Annotated in this window: 21 protein-coding genes; 7 read left to right on the top strand and 14 right to left on the bottom strand. The window is 72.0% G+C overall.

Annotation, left to right across the window (positions count from 1 at the left end):
- Positions 1–58 precede the first annotated feature (58 nt).
- Positions 59–1,177 carry an acyltransferase family protein gene (locus tag FJ657_RS08870; protein ID WP_141163303.1) on the bottom strand — a complete coding sequence of 373 codons (1,119 nt, stop codon included), beginning with the start codon at positions 1,175–1,177 and terminating at the stop codon, positions 59–61.
- Between the two features lie 50 nt (positions 1,178–1,227).
- On the opposite strand from FJ657_RS08870, the gene FJ657_RS08875 reads away from it, so the two are divergent.
- On the top strand, positions 1,228–1,998 hold the full coding sequence (locus tag FJ657_RS08875; protein ID WP_181408925.1) for an SDR family NAD(P)-dependent oxidoreductase: 771 nt from the start codon (positions 1,228–1,230) through the stop codon (positions 1,996–1,998).
- 19 nt (positions 1,999–2,017) lie between these two features.
- On the opposite strand, the gene FJ657_RS08880 is transcribed toward FJ657_RS08875, so the two are convergent.
- Positions 2,018–3,598, bottom strand: coding sequence for an AMP-binding protein (locus tag FJ657_RS08880; RefSeq protein WP_141163304.1), 1,581 nt, complete (start codon positions 3,596–3,598; stop codon positions 2,018–2,020).
- A 92-nt stretch (positions 3,599–3,690) separates the two neighbouring features.
- Complete coding sequence (locus FJ657_RS08885; RefSeq protein WP_141163305.1) at positions 3,691–5,214, bottom strand: MFS transporter; 1,524 nt, start codon at positions 5,212–5,214, stop codon at positions 3,691–3,693.
- 98 nt (positions 5,215–5,312) lie between these two features.
- On the opposite strand from FJ657_RS08885, the gene FJ657_RS08890 reads away from it, so the two are divergent.
- From FJ657_RS08890 to FJ657_RS08900, 3 genes are all read left to right on the top strand, one after another.
- A complete protein-coding gene (locus FJ657_RS08890; RefSeq protein ID WP_255447232.1) occupies positions 5,313–6,044 on the top strand; it encodes a Type 1 glutamine amidotransferase-like domain-containing protein in 732 nt (243 codons plus the stop codon).
- A complete protein-coding gene (locus tag FJ657_RS08895) occupies positions 6,041–6,739 on the top strand; it encodes a uracil-DNA glycosylase (protein ID WP_141163306.1) in 699 nt (232 codons plus the stop codon). Before FJ657_RS08890 ends, FJ657_RS08895 begins: the two co-directional genes overlap by 4 nt.
- Positions 6,740–6,848: 109 nt before the next feature.
- Positions 6,849–7,427, top strand: coding sequence for a GNAT family N-acetyltransferase (locus FJ657_RS08900; RefSeq protein ID WP_141163956.1), 579 nt, complete (start codon positions 6,849–6,851; stop codon positions 7,425–7,427).
- Between the two features lie 57 nt (positions 7,428–7,484).
- Here FJ657_RS08900 and FJ657_RS08905 read toward each other — a convergent pair whose 3' ends face one another.
- Genes FJ657_RS08905 through FJ657_RS08915 form a run of 3 tightly spaced genes read right to left on the bottom strand, consistent with a single transcriptional unit; the run spans position 7,485 to position 9,507 of the window.
- A complete protein-coding gene (locus FJ657_RS08905; protein WP_141163307.1) occupies positions 7,485–8,267 on the bottom strand; it encodes an ABC transporter permease in 783 nt (260 codons plus the stop codon).
- The gene (locus FJ657_RS08910) at positions 8,264–9,154 is read right to left on the bottom strand and encodes an ABC transporter ATP-binding protein (RefSeq protein WP_141163308.1); all 891 of its coding nucleotides are present in this window, start codon (positions 9,152–9,154) and stop codon (positions 8,264–8,266) included. Before FJ657_RS08910 ends, FJ657_RS08905 begins: the two co-directional genes overlap by 4 nt.
- Positions 9,151–9,507, bottom strand: coding sequence for a GntR family transcriptional regulator (locus FJ657_RS08915; RefSeq protein ID WP_141163309.1), 357 nt, complete (start codon positions 9,505–9,507; stop codon positions 9,151–9,153). Before FJ657_RS08915 ends, FJ657_RS08910 begins: the two co-directional genes overlap by 4 nt.
- Before the next feature lie 156 nt (positions 9,508–9,663).
- Between FJ657_RS08915 and FJ657_RS08920 the strand changes: the two genes are divergently transcribed.
- Together FJ657_RS08920 and FJ657_RS08925 are read left to right on the top strand one after the other, a co-directional pair.
- The gene (locus FJ657_RS08920; RefSeq protein ID WP_141163310.1) at positions 9,664–11,082 is read left to right on the top strand and encodes an amidase; all 1,419 of its coding nucleotides are present in this window, start codon (positions 9,664–9,666) and stop codon (positions 11,080–11,082) included.
- Between the two features lie 93 nt (positions 11,083–11,175).
- Entirely contained in the window at positions 11,176–11,532 is a 357-nt protein-coding gene (locus FJ657_RS08925; protein WP_141163311.1) for an SIP domain-containing protein, read from the top strand.
- Between the two features lie 68 nt (positions 11,533–11,600).
- On the opposite strand, the gene FJ657_RS08930 is transcribed toward FJ657_RS08925, so the two are convergent.
- The 8 genes from FJ657_RS08930 to FJ657_RS08965 all read right to left on the bottom strand — a co-directional run bounded on the left by FJ657_RS08930 (position 11,601) and on the right by FJ657_RS08965 (position 19,354).
- Positions 11,601–12,359 carry an alpha/beta fold hydrolase gene (locus FJ657_RS08930; protein ID WP_141163957.1) on the bottom strand — a complete coding sequence of 253 codons (759 nt, stop codon included), beginning with the start codon at positions 12,357–12,359 and terminating at the stop codon, positions 11,601–11,603.
- A gap of 59 nt (positions 12,360–12,418) precedes the next feature.
- Positions 12,419–13,225, bottom strand: coding sequence for an SDR family NAD(P)-dependent oxidoreductase (locus tag FJ657_RS08935; RefSeq protein WP_141163312.1), 807 nt, complete (start codon positions 13,223–13,225; stop codon positions 12,419–12,421).
- On the bottom strand, positions 13,222–13,677 hold the full coding sequence (locus tag FJ657_RS08940; RefSeq protein ID WP_255447233.1) for a hypothetical protein: 456 nt from the start codon (positions 13,675–13,677) through the stop codon (positions 13,222–13,224). Before FJ657_RS08940 ends, FJ657_RS08935 begins: the two co-directional genes overlap by 4 nt.
- The gene (locus tag FJ657_RS08945; protein WP_141163313.1) at positions 13,644–15,068 is read right to left on the bottom strand and encodes a dihydrolipoyl dehydrogenase family protein; all 1,425 of its coding nucleotides are present in this window, start codon (positions 15,066–15,068) and stop codon (positions 13,644–13,646) included. The genes FJ657_RS08940 and FJ657_RS08945 overlap by 34 nt, the downstream gene beginning before the upstream one ends.
- A 102-nt stretch (positions 15,069–15,170) precedes the next feature.
- Entirely contained in the window at positions 15,171–16,004 is an 834-nt protein-coding gene (locus FJ657_RS08950; RefSeq protein WP_141163314.1) for an arginase family protein, read from the bottom strand.
- A gap of 41 nt (positions 16,005–16,045) precedes the next feature.
- Positions 16,046–16,798 carry a hypothetical protein gene (locus FJ657_RS08955; RefSeq protein ID WP_141163315.1) on the bottom strand — a complete coding sequence of 251 codons (753 nt, stop codon included), beginning with the start codon at positions 16,796–16,798 and terminating at the stop codon, positions 16,046–16,048.
- Positions 16,785–17,375, bottom strand: coding sequence for a sigma-70 family RNA polymerase sigma factor (locus FJ657_RS08960; RefSeq protein WP_255447234.1), 591 nt, complete (start codon positions 17,373–17,375; stop codon positions 16,785–16,787). Before FJ657_RS08960 ends, FJ657_RS08955 begins: the two co-directional genes overlap by 14 nt.
- Before the next feature lie 110 nt (positions 17,376–17,485).
- Complete coding sequence (locus tag FJ657_RS08965; RefSeq protein ID WP_141163959.1) at positions 17,486–19,354, bottom strand: phosphoenolpyruvate carboxykinase (GTP); 1,869 nt, start codon at positions 19,352–19,354, stop codon at positions 17,486–17,488.
- A gap of 216 nt (positions 19,355–19,570) precedes the next feature.
- Here FJ657_RS08965 and FJ657_RS08970 point away from each other — a divergent pair, with 216 nt between their 5' ends.
- On the top strand, positions 19,571–21,004 hold the full coding sequence (locus FJ657_RS08970) for a helix-turn-helix domain-containing protein (protein ID WP_141163317.1): 1,434 nt from the start codon (positions 19,571–19,573) through the stop codon (positions 21,002–21,004).
- Positions 21,005–21,057 lie beyond the last annotated feature (53 nt).

Consider the following 21,057-nt stretch of genomic DNA (forward strand, 5'->3'; position numbering starts at 1 on the left):
TAATCCGCGCGCGATCGGGCTCTGCGCGCAGCTCGGCGTGCGCCGTGGTCGACGTCGCTCAGCGGCGGCGGGATCCCATCGGATCGGTGCGTCGCGGACCCGGTCGGCGCAGGTCGCGCTCGACGAACAGCCAGTCGACGCGCGGCTCGATGATCGGCCGGAACACGCGCTGCACGAGGGGACTCGCGAGCACGACCGCGATGGCCACCGAGGCGAGCACCATCGTCAGCAGCCAGGTGGCGGAGGCGTGCTCGTCTTTGAGGATCCCGGTCTCGCGGATCGGGTACAGCACGAAGGAGTGCAGCAGGTAGATGTACATGGTCGCCTGACCGAAGGCGGTGAACCAGGTCTCGCGGCGCGGGATGAGCGCGAAGAAGGCGGCCGAGAGCAGCACGGCGAAGAGCATGAGGCCGAGCCGCAGCAGTCCCGCCCACCATTCGTTCTCGCCGAGCCCCTTGAACGAGTCGTCGTAGAAGAACCAGTAGCGCAGGTCGAATTCGCGGAACGGCGTGATGTTGACGTAGACGACGGCGAACCAGGCCCCGAAGACGGCGACGGCGCCCGCGCGCACGCCCCAGACGACCCCGGCGCCGGCGCGACGCCACCAGTCGACGATCGGCCACTTGCGCAGGTACCAGCCGAGCAGGAAGAACGGTGCGATGCCGATGGCGCGCGAGAGCGAGAACGTCGAGTCGACGTTGTCGAAGTAGCCGACGCCGACCGCGAAGAGCACGGCCCAGAGCATCGGCCAGCGCAGCTGGACGAGGTAGGGCAGCACGACGCGGAAGATGCCGAGCGCGAGCAGGAACCACAGCGTCCAGTGCGGCTGGGTCGGATTGAAGCTGTTCTTGCCCTCGACGAGCCACTGCACGAAGGTCCAGATCGCCTGCATGACGATGTAGGGCACGAGGATGTCGCCGATGAGCCGGCGCATGCTGCGGCCGGTCGGCGGATCGGCCTTGGCGAAGTAGCCGCTGATGATCGCGAACGCCGGCATGTGGAAGGCGTAGATGAAGAGATACAGCGTCAGCGCGTTGTCGGAGTCGGAGGTCTGACGCTGGATCGCGTGGCCGATGACGACGAGCGCGACGGAGGCCCAGCGGGCGTTGTCCCACAGGGGGATGCGCACCTTCGGCCTGGGTGCGGCGGGCGCGGACGCGGCGGCGGTGGTCGTCATCGTCGCCAGCGTAGCGGCGGCGCCTCCGCGCACGCCGCTAGCGTGGAGCCATGACGAAGCGTGTGGTCGTGACCGGAGCGAGCTCGGGGATCGGGGAGGCGACCGCGCGGCGGTTCGCCGCGAACGGCTGGGAGGTCGTCGGCGTCGCCCGGCGCGCCGAGCGGCTGGCCGGGCTGCAGGCGGAGATCGGTCTCGTGCCGATCGTCGTCGATCTCTCCGACGACGCGGCCCTCGCCCGGGCCGCGGCGGAGATCTCGGCTCTCGGGCCCCTCGACGCGCTCGTCAACAACGCCGGGGGAGCCTTCGGCCTCGACACGGTCGAGCACGGCGACGTGGCCGACTGGCGAGCGATGTTCGAGATCAACGTGATCGCCGTCAAGCAGCTCATCGGGGCTCTGCTGCCCGCTCTGCGTCGCGGTGCGGCCGAGCACGGCAACGCCGACATCCTCACCATCACCTCGATCGCGGCGCAGGTCGCCTACGAGGGCGGCGGCGGGTACAACGCGGCGAAGTTCGCGGCGCACGCGCTCATGGGCGCGCTGCGGCTCGAGCTCGTGGGCGAGCCCATCCGCGTGATCGAGGTCGCGCCCGGCATGGTCAAGACCGACTTCTCGCTCGTGCGCTTCGGCGGCGACCAGGAGCGCGCCGACGCCGTCTACCAGGGCGTCGAGAACCCGCTCACGGCCGATGACATCGCCGAGACGATCGTGCACGCGATCGAGCTGCCCGGGCACGTGAACCTCGATCTCGTGACGATCAAGCCCGTCGCTCAGGGCGCGCCCTACAAGCTGGCGCGCGGGCCGCTCGCGCCGAAGGACTGAGCCACGGCTCGAACCGCGCTCACCGCACGCGCAGGTCCTTGCGCAGGATCTTGCCGGCGGTCGACTTCGGCACCGCGTCGATGAACTCGACCTGGCGCACCTTCTTGTAGGGCGCGACGTGCTCGGCGACGAAGTCGATCACGGCCTGCTCCTCGAGCTCGGCGTCGGCGACCCGCACCACGAAGGCCTTCGGCACCTCGCCGTTCTCGTCGTCGGGCACGCCGATCACGGCGGCGTCGCTGATGAGCGGATGCGTCAGCAGCAGCGCCTCCAGCTCGGCGGGCGGCACCTGGTAGCCCTTGTACTTGATGAGCTCCTTGAGCCGGTCGACGATGTAGTACTCGCCCTCGGCGCCGATCTGCGCGATGTCGCCCGTGTGCAGGAAGCCGTCGGCGTCCACCGTCTGCGCGGTCGACTCCGCGTCGCCGAGGTAGCCGAGCATGATGTTCGGGCCGCGCACCCAGAGCTCGCCCGAGCGGCTGCGCCCGCTGTCGACGTCGAGAGCGGTGATCTCCTCGCCGCTCTCGACGTCGATCAGGCGGCATTCGATGTTCGCGATCGGGAAGCCGATCGAGCCGATCGGCAGATCGGGGCGGCTCGGCGGGATCACGTGGGTGACCGGGCTCGACTCGCTCATGCCGTAGCCCTGCTGCACGCGGGCGCCCGTCCGCGCCTGCACGGCTTCGCCGAGCGCCGTGTCGAAGGGCGCCGCCCCCGACATGAGCCCGCGCAGGCTGCCGAGGTCGTACTGGTCGACGAGCGGATGCTTCGCGAGCGCGACGCCGATCGGCGGGGCGATGAAGAGGAAGGTGAGCCGCTGGTTCTGGATCAGCTCGAGGAACTGCACGAGGTCGAAGCGCGGCATCGTGACGAGCGTCGAGCGACGCTGCAGAGCGAGGTCGAGCAGCACCGTCATCCCGTAGATGTGGAAGAACGGGAGCACAGCGAGGATGCGGTCGTCGGGCGCCATGTCGAGCACCGGCGCGCACTGCTGCACATTGGCGACGAGGTTGCGATGGCTGAGCATGACGCCCTTCGGCCGCCCGGTGGTGCCCGAGGAGTAGGGCATGACCGCGACGTGCGTCGCCGGGTCGAAGCGCACCTCGGGCGGCGGGGCGCCGAGCGTCAGCAGATCGCGCAGCGAGCGGAAGCCCTCCGCGCCGTCGAGCACGATGATGCGCGCGTCGGGGATGCCGACCTCGCGGGCGGCGTCGAGCGCGGCCGGCAGCAGCGGCGACACGGTGAACAGCATCCGCGCACCGGAGTCGCGCAGCTGCTTGACGATCTCCTCGGCGGTGAAGAGCGCGTTGATCGTCGTCGCCGTGGCGCCCGAGCGGAGGATGCCGTGGAACACCGTGGCGAAGGCGGGCACGTTCGGGCTGTGCAGCGCGACCACGTCGCCGACGCCGATCCGCTCGGCGGCGAGCGCTCCCGACAGGGCGAGCACCTGGCCGATCAGCTGACGGTAGGTCGTCTCGGCGCCGCTCGGGCCGTCGACCAGCGCGACGCGGTCGAGGTCGGCTTCGTCGATCTCCGCGAAGAGGTAGTCGAAGAGGCTGACCTCGGGGATCGTCTCGTCGGGGAACTGGCTGCGGAACATGCGCTCTCCTTCGAACACCTGTCGTGGGCTGCTGTCTCGATCCTCGCCGCCGTCGCACGTCGCGACAAGATCCGCTGCGATCGTCGGGGGAATCAGACAGCGGGGGCGTGCGGCTCGGGCGGAGCGACGATGGGTTCGGCAGCGGCGTCGCCGTCGGGATCCGACCCGGGCTCGCTGTCGGAGAACGCCGAGCGCGGCACGAGCAGCAGCGCGCCGAAGGCGGCGAGCGCGCCCGCACCGCAGACGATCCACACGGTCAGGTAGCCGCCGAGCGAAGCGGCGCTCATACCGGCGCCGGTCACGAGCACGACGCCGAAGACGCTCGAGGCGAAGCTGCCGCCGATCGTCTTGGTCGTGTTCGTGAGGCCGGTCGCGACGCCCGTCTGCCCGCGCGGCGCCGCGGCGGCCGCGGCCGACGGGAGCGCGGCGACGAGGGCGCCGCTGCCGAGTCCGGCGATGACCATATTGGTGAGCACCTCGGCGAGGGTGAGATGGAACGGCACGAAGAGCAGGTAGCCGAGCGCGACGAGCAGCGCGGCGATGAGCAGCATCGTGCGCGGACGGATGACGCGCGACAGCGCCGCGAACACGCTCGCGCCGACGATGAGCGCCACGAGGTAGATGCCGATCACGATCGAGCGGTCGCCGGCATCCAGCCCCAGCCCGTAGCCGTTGGCCGGATCGGTGCCCGCGTAGGTCGATAGCGGCACCTGCGCGCCGAGCACGCTGATGCCGAACAGGCCGGCGGTGAGCTGGATGGGCCACATCGACCGCCGCCCGAGCGTGCGCAGATCGATCGCGGGGTCCGGGTGCTTGAGCTCGAGCCGCCCCCACGGCACGAGCAGCAGCACGCCGGCGGCGATGCACGCCCAGACCCACCAGGCTCCCGGGCCGTTCAGGCGAAGGAAGGTGAGCCCGCTCGTGACGAGCACGAGGCTCAGGGCGAGCAGCGCGAAGCCGCCGCCGTCGAGGCGTCGGCCGGCCAGCGGCTCCGACTCGGGCACGCCGAACAGCACCGCGAAGAAGACGAGCGAGACCACGATCGCCGGGGCGCCGAGCGTCGGCGGCACCTGCTCGCCGAGTGCGGCGAACAGGCGACCGCCGCCGAGGGCGCCCGCGATCGCGCCCACCTCGAGGGCGACGACGAGAAGGCCGGCCGAGCGGCGGGTGGCGGCCGCGGCGGTTCCCGTGCGGCGCCCGCGGTCGAAGATCAGCGCGACCTCGAGCGGCAGCCAGACGGCGGCGACGCCCTGCAGCGACCAGGCGATGAGGAAGGTCGTGAAGTCCTGTGCGAGAACGAGCGCCCACGAGGCCAGCGCCGTGACCGCGATCGAGATCAGCAGCATCCGCTTGTGGCCGAGCATGTCGCCGAGCTTCGCCAGCAGCGGCACGGTCGCCGCCGAGAGCAGAAGCTGACCCGCTTCGAACCAGTTGAAGTCGGCGTCGTGGATGCCGAGGTGCGTCACGATGTCGCTGATCAGGGGCACGTAGTAGCCCTGCAGTATGCCGCTGGCCAGCTCGACGAGGAACAGGAAGCCGACGAGCGAGAGCGTGATCGAGCCGGGACGCCGACGCGGAGTCGCGGTCGGGAGGCCGGTGCTGCGTGGCGTCGTCATGCACGGATGCTAGAGCGATCCTCGTGTCGACGTCGCGGGCCGCGCCGATAGCCTGGCTGTGTCGATCGCGCACGGCGGCGGCGCGGAAAGGGGCCGGTGTGAGCATCCATCTCGTGGGCGGAGGCTGGCGCGACGCCGGCGACCCGGAGGTCTACGGCCGCTTCATCGCCGAGGCCTCGGTGCGCGCGGCCGGCAGCTCGCGCATGGTGCCGCGCATCGGCGTCGTGGTGATCGCCGAGGAGGACGCCGACGAGGGCGAGCTGCGGCGCAGTTATCGGACCGCCCTCGAGGCGGTCGCGCCGTGCGACCCGGTCGTGACGGTCGTCGCCGAGGGCGAGCAGATCGCGAGCTCGGTGCTCAGCGACATCGACGCGCTCTTCGTCGGCGGAGGGCTCACGCCGGCCTACCACCACGCTCTCGAACCGCTCTACGACGAGGTGCGCCTGCTCGTCGCCGACGGCCTGCCCTACCTCGGCTTCTCGGCCGGCGCGATGATCGCCGCCGAGCACGCGCTGATCGGCGGCTGGCAGATCGACGGCATCGCCGTCTGCCCCGCCGACACGGCCGAAGACCTCGAGGAGGTCACGGTCGTCTCCGGGCTCGGCCTCGTCGATCTCGCGATCGACGTGCACGCGGCGCAGTGGGGCACGCTCTCGCGTCTCGTCGCCGCGACGCAGGCCGGCCTCGTTCCCGGCGGGGTCGCGATCGACGAGGGAACGGTGCTGATCGTGGGCGACGAGTCGCTCGCCGTCGCCGGCTCGGGCAACGTCTGGCAGATCGTCGAGACGGATGACGGCGTGGCGGTGGCGACGCTCGGGGGAGGCGAGTGAGCGCCGACGCGACGCCCGCCCCGAAGCCGCTGGCCGAGCTCGTCGCCCCGGACTGGGCCGCGGCGCTCGCGCCGGTGGAGCCCCGCGTGCGCGAGCTCGGCGATTTCCTGCGGGCCGAGACCGCGGCGGGGCATCGCTACCTGCCGGCCGGCGACGCCGTGTTGCGGGCGTTCACGCGCCCGCTCGCCGACGTGCGGGTTCTGATCGTCGGGCAGGACCCGTATCCGACGCCCGGGCATCCCATCGGGCTCTCCTTCGCGGTCGACCGGCACGTGCGACCGGTGCCGCGCAGCCTCGGCAACATCTACCGCGAGCTGCGCGACGACCTCGGGGTCGCGACCCCCGAGCACGGCGACCTGACCGCCTGGGCCGACCAGGGCGTGCTGCTGCTCAACCGGGTGCTCACCGTGCGCGCCGGCTCGGCCGCCTCGCACCGCGGCAAGGGCTGGGAGGCCGTCACCGAGCGCGCCATCCAGTCGCTCGTCGAGCGCGGCGGCCCGCTGGTCGCGATCCTCTGGGGACGCGACGCGGGAACTCTGCGGCCGCTGCTCGGCGACATCCCGATCATCGCCTCGCCGCATCCCAGCCCGCTCTCGGCCTCGAACGGGTTCTTCGGCTCGAAGCCCTTCAGCCGGGCGAACGCGGCGCTCGAGTCGCTCGGCGCGGCGCCGGTCGACTGGCGCATCCCCGACTGATCGCGCGCGCCCCGACACGACGACGAAACACGCGTGAGACCCACGCGAGACCGCGCCGTGTCAGGGTGGGAGCGTGCACCGCGTGGGGCGGAGCGGAATCGGAGGAGCCGTGCTCGAAGAGGAGTACAACCCGCGCCGACAGCTGCCGCGCCACCTGCGGCCCGAGCCCGCGGCCGAGCCGGAGTTCTCCTACGAGCTGCGCGCGGCCGAGCCGGGTGACGTGCCCGACATGCTCGAGATCTACAACCACTACGTCGCCAACACGACGGTCACCTTCGACGAGGACCCGCTGACCCTCAAGGAGATGCGGTCGAAGCTCTCTGCGGTGCGCAAGCTCGGCTACCCCTGGATCGCCGCCGTCACGCCGTCCGGCCAGCTGATCGGCTACGCCTACGTCTTCCCGTGGAAGCCGAAGGCCGCCTACCGCTTCACGGTCGAGAACTCGATCTACCTGCGGCCGGCCTCCACCGGCAAGGGACTCGGCAAGGCCCTGCTCGCCGCGCTGATCGCCGAGTCGAAGGCGGCTGGGATCAAGGAGATCATCGCCGTGATCGCAGACCGGGGAGCCGAGGCGTCGATCGCGATGCACGAGAAGCAGGGCTTCAAGCAGACCGGTCACATGGGCAAGGTCGGCTTCAAGTTCGGCCGCTGGCTCGGGACCGTGCTGCTGCAGAAGTCGCTCAAGTAGACGACGAGGCCCGCATCCGATCAGCGGATGCGGGCCTCGTCGTGCGGGTGCGCGGCGTCAGCCCCGCGGTGTCGCCCGGCGCAGCAGCGCCCAGCCGGCGACGCCCATGACCGCCGTGAGCAGCAGGCTCCACAGCGCGATGCCGACGTAGCCGGTCGTGTTGACCCAGCCCCAGAAGGCATCCCAGCTGCGCGTGATCGTGACCAGGAACGCCGCGCCGACGCCGAGCAGGGCGAGCACCAGGAACAGCAGGGTCAGCCCCATCGCCTTCCAGCGCACGAACACCGCGGCGAACACGGTTCCGGCGAAGAAGAAGAACAGGAAGGCGCAGAGCACGACCACGAAGCGCGTCGCCACCGCGTCGCCGTAGTAGACCGAGGTGAACATGCGCACCCCGAGGCCCCAGCCGTTCGTCGCATCCTCGATCGCGCCCATGACCGCGAAGAACACGGTGAAGGCGAGTGACAGCAGCACGAAGGTCAGGGCCGAGCCGAGGTAGTAGTCGCGACGGGTGACGCCGAGGCCGAGCGCGTAGGTGAAGGTCGCGTTCATCGCCTGGATCGCGACGACCAACATGTAGACGAAGATGTAGAACCCGGCCCCGCTGTACTGGAAGCCGGTCGACACCTTCTCGACCGTCGTGGAGTCGCCGGCGTTGATCAGGATCATGCCGGCGATCGCCATCATGACGACGAAGACGACGGCGAGCACCGACAGCGGGATGACGACGATCGTGGCCGGGTTGGCCAGGTGCAGCCGCACGACGTTGCCGAGCCGGCGGCCGAGCGACGGCGCGGCGGGCAGCGGGGTCGCGGGCAGGTGGAGGGTGTCGGCGGTCATGCGCTCTTCTCGAATTCCGTGTCGGTGGTGCCGGTGAGCCGCACGACGAGCTGCTGCAGCGAGACGGGCGCGAGCTCGAGGCCCGCGGCCGTGGCGGCGCGGCGTTCGTCGGGGGAGAGGCCGGCGACGGTGACCGAGGCGAGGCCGCCGATCCCCTCGCGGCCGAGCACCTCGCGGGCGCCCACGAAGGCGTCGACGTCGGCGCGGCGGCCGACGACCGTCGTGGCGGAGCCGCGCAGCGCGTCGGCCTCCTCGTCGACGACGATGCGTCCCTCGTCGATCACGATGACGTGCTCGAGCAGCTGGGCGACCTCGTCGATCAGGTGCGTGGAGAGCACGATCGTGCGCGGGTTCTCGCTGTAGTCCTCGAGCAGCCGGTCGTAGAACAGCTGGCGTGCGACCGCATCCAGGCCCAGGTAGGGCTCGTCGAAGAAGGTCAGCGGCGCGCGCCCGGCGAGGCCGATGACGACGCCGACCGCGCTGAGCTGGCCGCGCGAGAGCTTCTTGATGCGGCGCTTGAGCGGCAGCCGGAAGTCGGCGACCAGGCGGTCGGCGAAGGCCTGGTCCCAGTGCGGCAGGAACCGCGGCGCCGTGCCGAGCACATGACGCACCTGGAAGTCCTCGGGGTAGCGCTGGCTCTCGCGGATGAACGAGACCTGCGACAGCACGGCGGCGTTCTCGACCGGGTCCTGTCCGAACACCTGGATCTCGCCGCGGGTGGCGAACTCCTGACCCGTGAGCAGCGACATGAGCGTCGTCTTGCCGGCGCCGTTGCGCCCGAGCAGGCCGTGGATGCGGTTCTCTTCGAGCTCGATCGTCACGTCGTCGACGGCGGTGAGCTCCTTGTACTCGCGGGTCAGCCCGCGGGTGCGCACGACGGCGGTCATCGCGTGCTCCTCTCGGTGATCATGGCGCTGAGCTGCTCGGGGGTGATGTCGAGCTTGGCGGCCTCGGCGAGCAGGGGGGCGACGAACTGCTCCGCGAAGGCGGTGCGGCGGTCGTCGATCAGCCGGGCGCGGGCGCCCTCGGCGACGAACATCCCGATTCCTCTCTTCTTGTAGAGCACGCCGGCGTCGACGAGGAGGTTGACGCCCTTGCCGGCGGTGGCGGGGTTGATGCGGTGGAAGGCGGCGAACTCGTTCGTGGAGGGGACCTGCGTCTCCTCGGCGAGCTCGCCCGCGATGATGTCGTTCTCGATCTGCTCCGCGATCTGCAGGAAGATCGGCCGCGAGTCATCCACGGTGGCTCTCGTTCCGTCCGGGAACCGTGCAGCGTCGCGCGATGCGGCTGGTTGGTTCGTTAGTCATGTAACTAACCAATCAGGTTGGCGGCGATCCGTCAACCCTCCGCGTCCGACGATCTGCGCACACCGCGCCCGCCGACCTAGGCTCGGAGCGTGTTCGAGCTGCATCACCTCAGCGCCGTCGACCAGCTCGACTGGCTGCGCCGCGGCGAGATCTCGCCCCGCGAGCTCGTCGACCACTACCTCGCCCGCATCGAGCGGCTGGATGGCGACCTCGGCGCCTTCGTGACCCTCACGCCGGAGCGGGCCCGCGCGCAGGCGGAGGCGCTGGCCGCATCCCCGGGTCGTGCCGCCGCGCTCTGGGGCGTCCCGCTGGCCGACAAGGACCTCACCGCCCGGGCCGGCGTGCCGACCGGATACGGATCGCGCGCCTTCGCCGGCTACGTGCCCGAGACGAGCGACGAGCTCGCCGACGCCCTGGACGCGACCGGCGGCATCAGTCTCGGCAAGACCAACGCGCCCGAGTTCGGCATGCCGAGCTACACCGAGTCGCTCGTCGCCCCGCCTGCCCGCACGCCGTGGGACACCTCGCGCGGCGCCGGCGGCTCCAGCGGGGGAGCGGCCGTCGCGGTGTCGGCCGGACTGCTGCCCGTCGCCCCCGGCACCGACGGCGGCGGCAGCGTGCGCATCCCGGCGGCCGCCACCGGGCTCGTGGGGCTCAAGCCCTCACGCGGACGCGTGCCCGCCGGAACCGGGCTCGACGGACTCGGCGGGCTCGTCGTGCCCGGCCCGCTCGCCCGCAGCGTCGCCGATGCGGCCCTGCTGCTCGACGCTTTCGTGGACGCCGGCCCCTACGACCACGCCACCCGCGCCCCGAGCTGGGACGGCGGCGCCTTCCTCAACGCCGCCGTGCGCGGCGAGGGTCGCTTCCAGCTCGGCGTGACCCGCTGGTCGCCGTGGTCGGACGAGTACGAGATCGCCCCGCATCCCGAGAGCGATGACGCCCTCGCCGCGGCGCTGCGGGAGCTGGATGCGCTGGGTCACGGTATCGAGGATCTGCCCGACCCCGGCGCCGAGCCCGGCTATGCCGAGGCGTTCCGGACCGTCTGGCAGTCGGGTGCCGCCGGCATCCCCGTCGAGGGCGAGCGCCTCGAGCTGCTCGAGCCGCTGACGCGCTGGCTGATCGACGAGGGGCGCAAGCTGACCGCGGTCGACCTCGGCAGGGCGATCTCCTGGCTGCGCGACTTCGAGCGCCGCACGATCCGCGCGTTCGCCGGCTACGACGCGATCATCACGCCGACGCTCGCGATGACGCCGCGCCCCATCGGCTGGTACGACCACGACGATCCGGAGCGCAACTTCGCCCAGCAGTGCGCCTACACGCCGTGGACGAGCTTCGTGAACGTCGTCGGCCTGCCCGCGATCACCCTGCCGGTGCACCAGACGGCGGAGGGGCTGCCGATGGGCGCGCAGCTGATCGGGCGGCCCGGCCGCGAGGACGTGCTGCTCGCAATCGGCGCCCAGCTGGAGCGACGACTGCACTGGGAGCGTCGGCACCCGCCGCAGTGGTGAGAGTCCGCGCTGCGGACCGGGATCTTCGTCGGGCGATCTCCCAGCCGGCACCAGGATGCGCATGAGGTTAGGTAAGCCTATACTTGCTGCATCATGCTCCTCTCCGACGTCCTCGCTGCTTCCGTCAGCTGGCAGCCCGACGCGGGCGACACGATCCTGCTCGCCGCCGACGCGGCCGAGCTGCCGGTGATCGAGACCCTCGTCGCGACCCTCCCCGTCCGCGCCCGCGGACGGATCTTCATCGAGGTCGAGAACGCGGATCAGATCGGGTATCTCGAGACTCCCGGCCGGGTGTGCGTCAGCTGGCTCGTGCGCGACCGCGGACAGTCGCTGCGCACGGCCGTGGACGCCTGGCTCGCCGAGATGCTTCCGCTGGAGCTCGAGCGCGAGCACCGCGTCTATGCGTGGATCGCGGGCGATGCGGCCGCGCACGCCATCACCTCGGCCTGAGCCGGCCTGTCGCTCTCGGCACACCCCCGGGACGACATCGACCGGGTCTCAGGGGCTCGTCGCCGACGTCAGTCTCGCGTGAGGAACTCCACGCCCGCCTCGCGGAACTCGCGCGCCACCGGGGCGTTGAAGTGGTTGCGCCGGGGGATCTCCACGAACTCGCCGAGCGGCGTCGCGGCGGCGAGCGCCTTCGACTTCGCCAGGATCCCGTCGTCGCTGCCGGTCGCGAACAGCACCGGCTGACGCGGCGGATCGGCCGGATCCGGCTGCAGCCCGCCCCGCATGCCGCCCACGAGCGCCACGAGCGCCGCGAGATCGTTGCCGGCGACGCCGCTCGCCATCGTGATGTAGCCCTGGGTGAGCCGATCCTCGACCGGGGTGCCGTGCTCGACGAAGGCCCGCGCCTCATCCACCCGGAAGCGCGTGAGCGGGTCGCCGTCGGGGATGCCACCCAGCACGAGGCGGGTGAGGCGCTCGGGGATCTCGAGCGCCGCGTGCCAGCCGACGCGGGCGCCCAGCGAGTAGCCGACGTAGACGCCGTCGTCGATCATGTACGTGTCGAGCACGTCGACGACGTCGCCGACGAGCGCCTGCATCGAGTAGCTCGCGCTCTCGTGCGGGCGGGCGCTCGCGCCGTGGCCGCGCTGGTCGAGGGCGATCACCCGGAATCCGGCGCGCGTGAGCTCGCGCACCCATCCCGTCGCGAGCCAGTTCGCCCGAGCGCTCGACGCGAAGCCGTGCACCGCGAGCACCGCGGGCGCGGTGTCATCCAACCCGGCCGCCTCGCCGAAGTCGTAGGTCGCGATGGCGAGACCGTCGCGGGACATCACGGAGCGCGGAGCGGGACTGTCGGGAACGAGGCTCACGTGCGACAACGCTAGCGGCGTCAGGGGATGCGCGACGCCAGCCGCTCGAGCGACTCCCAGAGCTTCGCGCCCTCGGCCGGGTCCTGCGCCTGCGCCGACAGCCGGCCGAAGGGCTTCATCCGGTCGAAGTAGGTGCCGTTAGGGATGCCGGGAAGCTCGGCGGTGGCCAGGAAGATCAGGGGAGAGGCGCCCTCCTCGGGGCTGCCGGCGACCTGCGCGACGACCGGGGCGAGCGGGCTCACGTCGAGGCCGGCGAATCGACTCGCGATGAAGCCCGGATGGAAGGAGTAGCTCTCGAGGCCGGTGCGCGCCGCGAGTTCCTTCGCCAGCATGATGTCGGCGCGCTTCGCGGCGCCGTAGGCCGACCAGCCGCCCACCCAGGGGCGTCCGGCGCGGGAGGGGTTGATCGCATTCACTCGGCCGAAGGCCTGCGCGACGCTGCCGGTGAACAGCACGCGCGTTCCGTTCTCGACCAGCTTCGGCAGGAGCTCGGTCGTGAGCACGAACGGCGCGAGCACGTTGCGCTGCCAGGTGAGGTCGACGCCGTCGGCGGTCTGCTCGCGACGGTCGACGAGTCCGCCCGCGTTGTTGGCGAGCACGTCGATGCGCTCGTGCTGCTCGGCGAGGTCGCGGGCGAGGCGGCGCACATCCGCGATCGAGTCGAAGTCGGCGAGGTGGTGCGGCGCGTCGATGCGCTCGGCGACCTCGCGCGTGCGCTGCGGATCGCGGCCCACCACGACGATCTCGTGTCCCTCGGCGGCGAGGGCCAGCGCCGCGGCACGTCCGATGCCCGAGCTGGCGCCCGTGATCACGATGGTCTTGCTCATGTGTCGGCGTACCCTCCGTCGGCCAGACCCGCCTCGATCTCGAAGCGGTTGCCGCGGGCGTCGTGCCCGGCGGCGAAGTAGAGCGGGATGAACGCGAGGCCGTAGCGACGCCACTGCGCCCGGTGCACGGCCTCGTGTCGCAGCACCCGCTCGGCGACGTTATCGCGGGTGAGGTAGATCGCGCCGATGGTCGTGCCGCCGCGGCCGAACGCCCAGCTGGGAAGCCCCGCGCACACGACCACGCCGCCCTCGGAGCGCGGGGCGGGGGAGAGCAGCAGCGCCGCTCCCCAGATCCAGCCGGCGGCGGTCGCGACGCCGTAGCCGGCGAGCGCGACCGGACGCCAGAGCAGCAGGGCGCGCAGCCAGCGCACGCGCGCGGCCGTGGAGCAGAGCCGAGAGAGGCGGAGCTCGGCCGGCGTCAGGGGGTCGGGCGCCCGAAGGTCTCGAGCCATCGCAGCCACACCTCGCTGACCGTCGGGTACGGCGGCACCGAGTGCCATAGCCGTGAGATCGGCACCTCGCCGACGATCGCGATCGTGGCCGCCTGCAGCAGCTCGCCGACGGCCGGGCCGACGAAGGTCGCGCCGACGATGACCTCGCGCTGCGCATCCACGATCGCCCGCGCCTGCCCGCGGTAGTCGTCGGACACGGTGGAGGCGCCGGCGACCCAGGAGAGGTCGTAGTCGAGCACGCGCACCTCGAGCCCGGCGTCGGTCGCCTGCTTCTCGGTCAGGCCGACAGAGGCGACCTCGGGATGCGAGAAGACGACCTGGGGCACGGCGCTGTGATCGGCGGTCGCGACGTGCGCACCCCACGGGGCGTCGTCGACGGCCGTGCCCTTCGCGCGCGCGGCGATGACGTCACCGGCGGCGCGCGCCTGGTACTTGCCCTGATGCGTCAGCAGCGCGCGGTGGTTGACGTCGCCGACGCCGTAGAGCCAGTCGACGCCGCGCACGCGGAGCGTGTCGTCGACGTCGAGCCAGGCGCCCGGCTCGAGTCCGATCGTCTCGAGGCCCAGGTCGCCGGTGTGCGGCACGCGGCCGGTCGCGACGAGCACGGTGTCGGCGCGCACGGTCGTTCCGTCGCTCAGCTCGAGCACCGCATCCTCGCCCTCGCGTCGGGCCGCCACCAGGTCGGCGCCGGTCTTCACGGTGACGCCGAGCTCGCGCAGGCCCTCCGCCACGGCCTCGCCGGCGAAGGGCTCGAGCCCGCCGAGCAGGCCGCTGCGGGCGATCACGGTCACCTCGCTGCCGAAGCCGGCGTAGGCGGTCGCCATCTCGACGCCCACGACGCCGCCGCCGATCACGGCGAGTCGGGCGGGGATCTCGTGCGCGCTCGTCGCCTCCCGGCTGGTCCAGGGCTTCAGGTCGAGCAGGCCGGGCACATCCGGCAGCAGCGCGGCTGAGCCGGTCGCCGCGACGATCGCGTGCCGCGCGGTGATGCGGGTCTCGGCGCCATCCTCGGCGGTGACGACGATCTCCCGTTCGCCCGTGATGCGGGCATGGCCGCGCACCAGATCGATTCCGGCGCCGTTCAGCCACTCGACCTGCGAGGAGTCGCTCCAGTCGTGCGTCATCGCATCCCGGCGGCGCAGCACTCCGGCGACGTCGAGCTCGCCGGTCACGGCCTGCTTCGCGCCGTCGACGGCCCGCGCCTCGCGCAGCACGGCCGCACTGCGCAGCAGGGCCTTCGAGGGCATGCACGCCCAGTACGAGCATTCGCCGCCGACGAGCTCGGCCTCGACGATGACGGTCTCCAGGCCGCCCTGCACGGTGCGGTCGGCGACGTTCTCGCCGACAGCGCCGGCTCCGATCACGATGACATCGGTCTCACGGGTCTGCATGCGCTCACGCTACGGGCAGTCGGGGTGCTGTCACCGGGGGATCGGGGCGCGCTCAGGAAGCTGTCGAGTTGCGAAGCCTTCGAGCGGGAGCGGCTGTCGAACTCAGACGGCGGGCGCGTCGGCGCCGCCGCGGGCCAGCGCGCCGATGATGCGCAGCAGGGTGCCGGCGTCGTCGGTGATCGCGTCGGCGTCGGCGGGGGAGTACTGCGTGAGCCCGGCCCCGGCCAGCGTGAAGCGCGCGCGGACCGCGCGGATGGCGGCGAGCAGCGCGTCCGAGCTCACGCCGAAGGGCTCGGGGTCGCCGATGCCGCGCAGCTCCGCCGGGTCGAGCACGTCCACGTCGACGTGCAGGTACACGCTCGTCGCGCCGGTGGCGGCGATCGCGGCGACGAGCGCGGTCGGATCGGCGAGTCGGTCGGCGCGCACCAGCGGAACGTGCTGCTCGGCGATCCACTCGTCCTCGGCGGGGTCGACGCTCCGGGTGCCCGCGAGCACGACGCGCGCCGGGTCGATCACGCCGTCGTCGGCGAGCGCGCGCAGCACCATGCCGTTGAAGTCGCCGCTCGGCGACGCACCGACGTCGTTGGCGTCGGGGTGCGCGTCGAACCAGACGATCGCCGGGGCGGCGGCGTCGCCCGCCCGTCGCACCGCGTGGGCGACAGCGGCGTACTCCGCGGCGCAGTCGCCGCCGACCAGCACGACCGGATCGGTCAGCGGCGCGACCGCCTCGGCGAAGCGCTCGCGCACCAGCCGCAGCGAGCTGAAGCGGTGGATGCCGGTGCCCTCGCGATCGCCGGCCTCGAGCGGCACGTCGAGGGTCGTGGTCGATCCGGGCGGCAGGTCCTCGCGGATCGCGAGCGCCCCGTCGACGAGGCGCATCGCCCGCGCGGAACCGGATCCCTGCCACTCGGGCACGACGATGAAGCTCACGGCCATGCGGTCACTGTATTCCCGTCCGGATCGCGCCCGCCGCCGGCCTACCCGAGGCGCAGGTCGACCGGCGCGGCGACGACCGCCCGGACCGAGCCGTCGTCGAGCACGATCCGCACCGCGGCGAGCGCACGGTAGTCACCCTCCGCGAGCTCCGCGCCCGCGCAGTCGACGGTCTCGATCGAGACCGGCACCTCGACCGACTGACCGGGCTGCAGATCGACCTCGATGACCGACTGGATGTCGGGGCCCGTGTGCACTGCGACGAACCGCCCGTCGCGGGCCAGCCCCGCCGCGGCGACGGCCGGTGTCGTGCCGCGCACCGCCACCGATCCGGTGTTGGTCAGGGTCGCCACGCCGGTGCGGCTCCCGTCGGCGTCCGCCGCGCGATCGAGCCCGAGCTCGAGACGGAGACCGGTGCCCGAAGCGGGCGGCGTCGCGGCGCCGCAGCGCAGCAGCTCGACGCCGCCCGACGCCGTCGTGCCGTCGTCGCCGTGGTCGAGCGGACGCGGGGATCCGCTTCCGCGCTCGGGCGTCAGTCCCTGATCCTCGGGGGCGCCCGACGCGGCGGAGTCGGCCGACCCGGCGCTCGATGAGCCGGCGCTCCCGCCCGCGAACACGACGGCGCCGACCGCCGGCACCGCCAGCCCGATCACGAGCAGACCTGCCGCACCCCCGACGAGGGCGAGGCGCGGTGCCCGGCGGCGGCGCGCCCGACGCAGCACCGCCGTCACGTCGATGCGCGAGGTCGGATCGTCGTCGCCGTCCTGCAGGCGCGACCGCAGTTCAGACTCGTCCACGGCGGTCCTCCTCCCGGCGCGCAGCGCGCCGTCCCTCGCGCGGCGATGCCGCGGGCGCGGCCGTGCCGAGCCGATCCTCGACCGTCCCGTCGTCGGCGAGCGCGATCGCCATCTTCGCCAGCCCGTCGCTGAGGTACCGCTTCACGGTGCCTGGGCTGATACGCAGCGTCGCCGCAATGTCGTCGACCTTGAGGTCGTCGTAGTAGCGCAGCACCAGACAGGCGCGTTCGCGTGGCGACAGCCGTTCGAGCTCGCGGTGCAGATCGAGGCGCGCATCCACCCCGCCGCTCGGGGCGGGAGTCTCATCGGGGCGGTACTCGAGCGGCGCGATCGCCCGCCAGCGGGTCGCGCGACGGGCCCGGTCGAGCCACAGGGTCATGATCGCGCGGCGCACGTAGGGCTCGGCGTTGTCGACCGTGTAGCCGTTACGCAGCCGTCCGAAGGTCTTGACCAGCGCGTCCTGCACGAGATCCGCCGCCTCGTCGCGTCGGCCGCTGACGAGCGTGGCGTAGCGGATCAGCGCCTCGCCGCGCACGCGCACGAGCTCGGCGACCACCGCCTCCCAGTCACGCGCCACGCGCCGCACCTCCGTCGTCGGGCAGAAGCCGGATCAGGCTCCTCACCCTCTCAGACGACGGAGGTGCGGGAAACGTTGGGACGCGCAGGAATCGGTCGGGCCGCCGTGCCTCAGGCGGCGGCCGGCGCGGCGCCGGACGCGTCGTGCTGCTCGCGCTCGGCGACGACCGCGATGTGCTCGCGGGCGATCGCCAGCTGACGCTTCAGCTTCGCCGGCACGCGGTCGCCGAAGCCGGCGAAGAAGCGCTCCGTGTCGTCGAGCTCCGCCGTCCACGCGGTCGCGTCGACCGCGAACAGCTTGTCGATCGCGCCGTCGGGCAGCTCGAGGCCGTCGAGCGGCAGCGAATCGGCCGTGGGCGTCCAGCCGAGCGGTCCGGCGACCGCGGGAGCGGCGCCATTCACCCGGTCGAGGATCCACGCGAGAACACGGCTGTTCTCCGAGAAGCCCGGCCAGAGGAACGAGCCGTCGTCGTCCTTGCGGAACCAGTTGACCTGGAAGATGCGCGGCACCCGGCCGCTGCGGCGCAGCTGGTCGCCCACGTTCAGCCAGTGCTGCCAGTGGTCGGCCATGTTATAGCCGCAGAACGGGGCCATCGCGAACGGATCGCGACGCAGTTCCCCGATGGTGCCCTCGGCGGCCGCCGTGCGCTCCGAAGAGATCGTGGCGCCCAGGTAGACACCGTGATCCCAGTCGCGCGCCTCTACCACCAAGGGCACGTTGGTTGCACGGCGGCCGCCGAAGATGATCGCGTCGATGGTGACGCCGGCGGGGTCCTCCCAGTCGTCCGACATCGTCGGGCACTGGGCGGCCGCCACCGTGAAACGGGAGTTCGGATGCGCGGCGGGGCGGTCGGCGGACGGCGTCCACGACTCTCCCTGCCAGTCCGTGAGGTGCGACGGCGGCGTGTCCGTCAGCCCCTCCCACCAGACGTCGCCCTCATCGGTGAGCGCGACGTTCGTGAAGACCGTGTTTCCCCAGAGGGTGTCGACCGCGGTCTGGTTGGTCGACGCGCCGGTGCCCGGCGCGACGCCGAAGAAGCCGGCCTCGGGGTTGATCGCCTTGAGGCGACCCCAGGCGTCGGGGGCGAGCCAGGCGATGTCGTCGCCGACCGTCTCGACCTCCCAGCCGGGGATCGAGGGGCGCAGCATCGCGAGGTTCGTCTTGCCGCAGGCGCTCGGGAACGCGGCGGCGACGTGGAAGACGCGACCGCGCGGGTTGGTGACCTTGAGCAGCAGCATGTGCTCGGCCAGCCAGCCCTCGTCGCGGGCCATCGCGCTCGCGATGCGCAGGGCGAAGGCCTTCTTCGCGAGCAGGGCGTTGCCGCCGTAGGCGGAGCCGTACGACCAGATCTCGCGCGACTCGGGGAAGTGCGAGATGTACTTGGTCTCGTTGCTCGGCCATGCGACATCCACCTCGCCCGGCGCGAGCGGGGCGCCGACCGTGTGCACGGCGCGCACCCAGTCGGTGCCCGGCGTGATGCGCTGCAGGGCCTCGGCGCCGAGGCGGGTCATGATGCCGGTGCTGACGGCGACGTAGGGGGAGTCGGTGACCTGCACGCCGAACCGCGAGAGCGGGCTGTCGAGCGGACCCATCGAGAAGGGGAGGACGTACATCGTGCGTCCGCGCATCGCGCCGTCGGCGAGGCCGCCGAGGGTGGCGCGCATCTCGTCCGGCGCGATCCAGTTGTTGCTGGGGCCGGCATCCGCCTCGTGCTCGCTGCAGATGAAGGTGCGCGACTCGACGCGGGCGACGTCGGCGGGGTGACTGCGCGCGAGGAAGCTGTAGGGGCGCAGCTCGGGGTTGAGCTGCACGAGCGTGCCCTGGGCGACCATCTTGCGGTTCAGCTCGTCGCGCTCGCGCTGCGAGCCGTCGCACCAGACGACCGTGTCGGGCGTGAAGAGATGGGCGAGCTGCTCGACCCAGGCGACGATCTCGGGGTTCGTGCCGTCCGGCGCGAGCGCCCAGCTGGCGTCGTGCACGGTGTCGTCGTGCACCGCGTCGGCGTCGGCCTCGGCCTCCGGAGTGGTGGCGATGGTCTCGGTCGATTCGAGCAGAGTCACGCGGGTCACATCCTCTCGGCGCTGTGGTCGTCGGCGGGGAAGATTTCCCGCTTGAGTCGATCCTGCGCGCCGGATGCGGCAGTCGATGCGCGAATATCGGCTAAAGAATCTGGATTCCTTCGCTATTCTTCGGGCATGCAGGATCTCGCGACCCTCGGCCAGCGGATGCGCCACTTCCGCTCCGCCGCCGGCCTCACGCTCGACGCGCTCGGCGCCGATGTCGGCATCGCCGGCAGTCAGCTCTCGCTGATGGAGAACGGCAAGCGCGAGCCGCGGCTCTCGCTGCTGACCGCGATCGCGCAGCGACTCGGCGTCCCGCTTGCCGACCTGCTCGACGAGCGTCCGCCGAGTCGTCGGGCCGAACTCGAGATCGAACTCGACCGTGCACAGAGCTCACCCGCCTACGCCGAGCTCGGCCTGCCCGTCGTGCGCGCCGCCAAGACGATGAGCGACGAGACGCTCGAGGCGATCGTCGGACTGCATCGTGAGCTCGCCCGGCGAGCCACCGAGGCGATCGCCACGCCGGAGGAGGCGCGCCGCGCCAACACCGAGCTGCGGCAGATGATGCGCGAACGCGACCACTTCTTCCCCGAGCTCGACGCCCTCGCCGAGGCGCAGCTCGCCGCCGCCGGCCACAACACCGGCGCGCTCACGCACCGCACCGTCAGTCTCATGGCCGACAACCTCGGGCTGCAGCTCGTGCACGTCAACGACCTGCCGCACTCGGCCCGCTCGGTGACCGACCTGGCGAACGGACGGATCTACCTGCCCCCGGCATCCATCCCGGGCGGTCACGGCCTGCGCGCGATGGCGCTGCAGGCCATGGCGCACCGCGTGCTCGGACACCGCGCGCCGACCAGCTACGCCGACTTCCTCAAGCAGCGGCTCGAGATCAACTACTACGCGGCCGCCTGCCTCATGCCGCTCAGCCAGTCGGTCGCCTTCCTGCAGCAGGCGAAGAACGACCGCAACATCGCCGTCGAGGACTTCCGCGACGCCTTCGGGGTCACCCACGAGTCAGCGGCGCTGCGGTTCCTCAACCTGGCGACCGTGCACCTCGACATCCCCGTGCACTTCCTGCGGGTCGGCGACGACGGCGCCGTCTACAAGGCGTACGAGAACGACGGGCTGCGGCTGCCGCTCGACGTCACGGGCTCGACCGAGGGGCAGCCGGTGTGCCGCTACTGGGCCGCCCGCACGGCCTTCGCCCGCACGAACCGGACGACCGAGTTCTACCAGTACACCGACACCCCGGAGGGCACCTTCTTCGAGTCGAGCCAGACCGGAACGGGCACCCACGACGAGTTCTCGATCACGGTCGGCGTGCCCTTCGCCCACGCGAAGTGGTTCCGCGGGCGCGAGACGACGCTGCGCGAGACCTCACGCTGTCCCGATGCGAACTGCTGCAAGAAGCCGCCGGCCGCCCTCGCCGAGCACTGGAGCGGACGCGCCTGGTCGAGCGCGAAGGTGCACGCGCACATCTTCGCACCGCTGCCGTCGGGCCGATTCCCGGGGGTGGACGACCGTGAGCTGCTCGAGTTCCTCGAGTCGCACGCCGCGACTGCGTAGCGCCGGGATGTCGTGATGAGCGGGGTGCGGTGCTCTGTCCGGCCGTGTGAAGT

Source organism: Schumannella soli, from assembly GCF_006517435.1.
GTDB classification, from domain to species: domain Bacteria; phylum Actinomycetota; class Actinomycetes; order Actinomycetales; family Microbacteriaceae; genus Schumannella; species Schumannella soli.

Bases quoted from the DNA above. Each gene is read 5' to 3' on its own strand.
- FJ657_RS08875 (WP_181408925.1), top strand. From the start codon at position 1,228: ATGACGAAGCGTGTGGTCGTGACCGGAGCGAGCTCGGGGATCGGGGAG.
- FJ657_RS08950 (WP_141163314.1), bottom strand. From the start codon at position 16,004: ATGGCCGTGAGCTTCATCGTCGTGCCCGAGTGGCAGGGATCCGGTTCC.
- FJ657_RS08970 (WP_141163317.1), top strand. From the start codon at position 19,571: ATGCAGGATCTCGCGACCCTCGGCCAGCGGATGCGCCACTTCCGCTCC.
- FJ657_RS08910 (WP_141163308.1), bottom strand. From the start codon at position 9,154: ATGACCGCCGTCGTGCGCACCCGCGGGCTGACCCGCGAGTACAAGGAG.
- FJ657_RS08870 (WP_141163303.1), bottom strand. From the start codon at position 1,177: ATGACGACCACCGCCGCCGCGTCCGCGCCCGCCGCACCCAGGCCGAAG.
- FJ657_RS08945 (WP_141163313.1), bottom strand. From the start codon at position 15,068: ATGCAGACCCGTGAGACCGATGTCATCGTGATCGGAGCCGGCGCTGTC.
- FJ657_RS08940 (WP_255447233.1), bottom strand. From the start codon at position 13,677: ATGGCTCGAGACCTTCGGGCGCCCGACCCCCTGACGCCGGCCGAGCTC.
- FJ657_RS08930 (WP_141163957.1), bottom strand. From the start codon at position 12,359: ATGTCCCGCGACGGTCTCGCCATCGCGACCTACGACTTCGGCGAGGCG.
- FJ657_RS08885 (WP_141163305.1), bottom strand. From the start codon at position 5,214: ATGACGACGCCACGCAGCACCGGCCTCCCGACCGCGACTCCGCGTCGG.
- FJ657_RS08935 (WP_141163312.1), bottom strand. From the start codon at position 13,225: ATGAGCAAGACCATCGTGATCACGGGCGCCAGCTCGGGCATCGGACGT.
- FJ657_RS08880 (WP_141163304.1), bottom strand. From the start codon at position 3,598: ATGTTCCGCAGCCAGTTCCCCGACGAGACGATCCCCGAGGTCAGCCTC.
- FJ657_RS08905 (WP_141163307.1), bottom strand. From the start codon at position 8,267: ATGACCGCCGACACCCTCCACCTGCCCGCGACCCCGCTGCCCGCCGCG.
- FJ657_RS08925 (WP_141163311.1), top strand. From the start codon at position 11,176: ATGCTCCTCTCCGACGTCCTCGCTGCTTCCGTCAGCTGGCAGCCCGAC.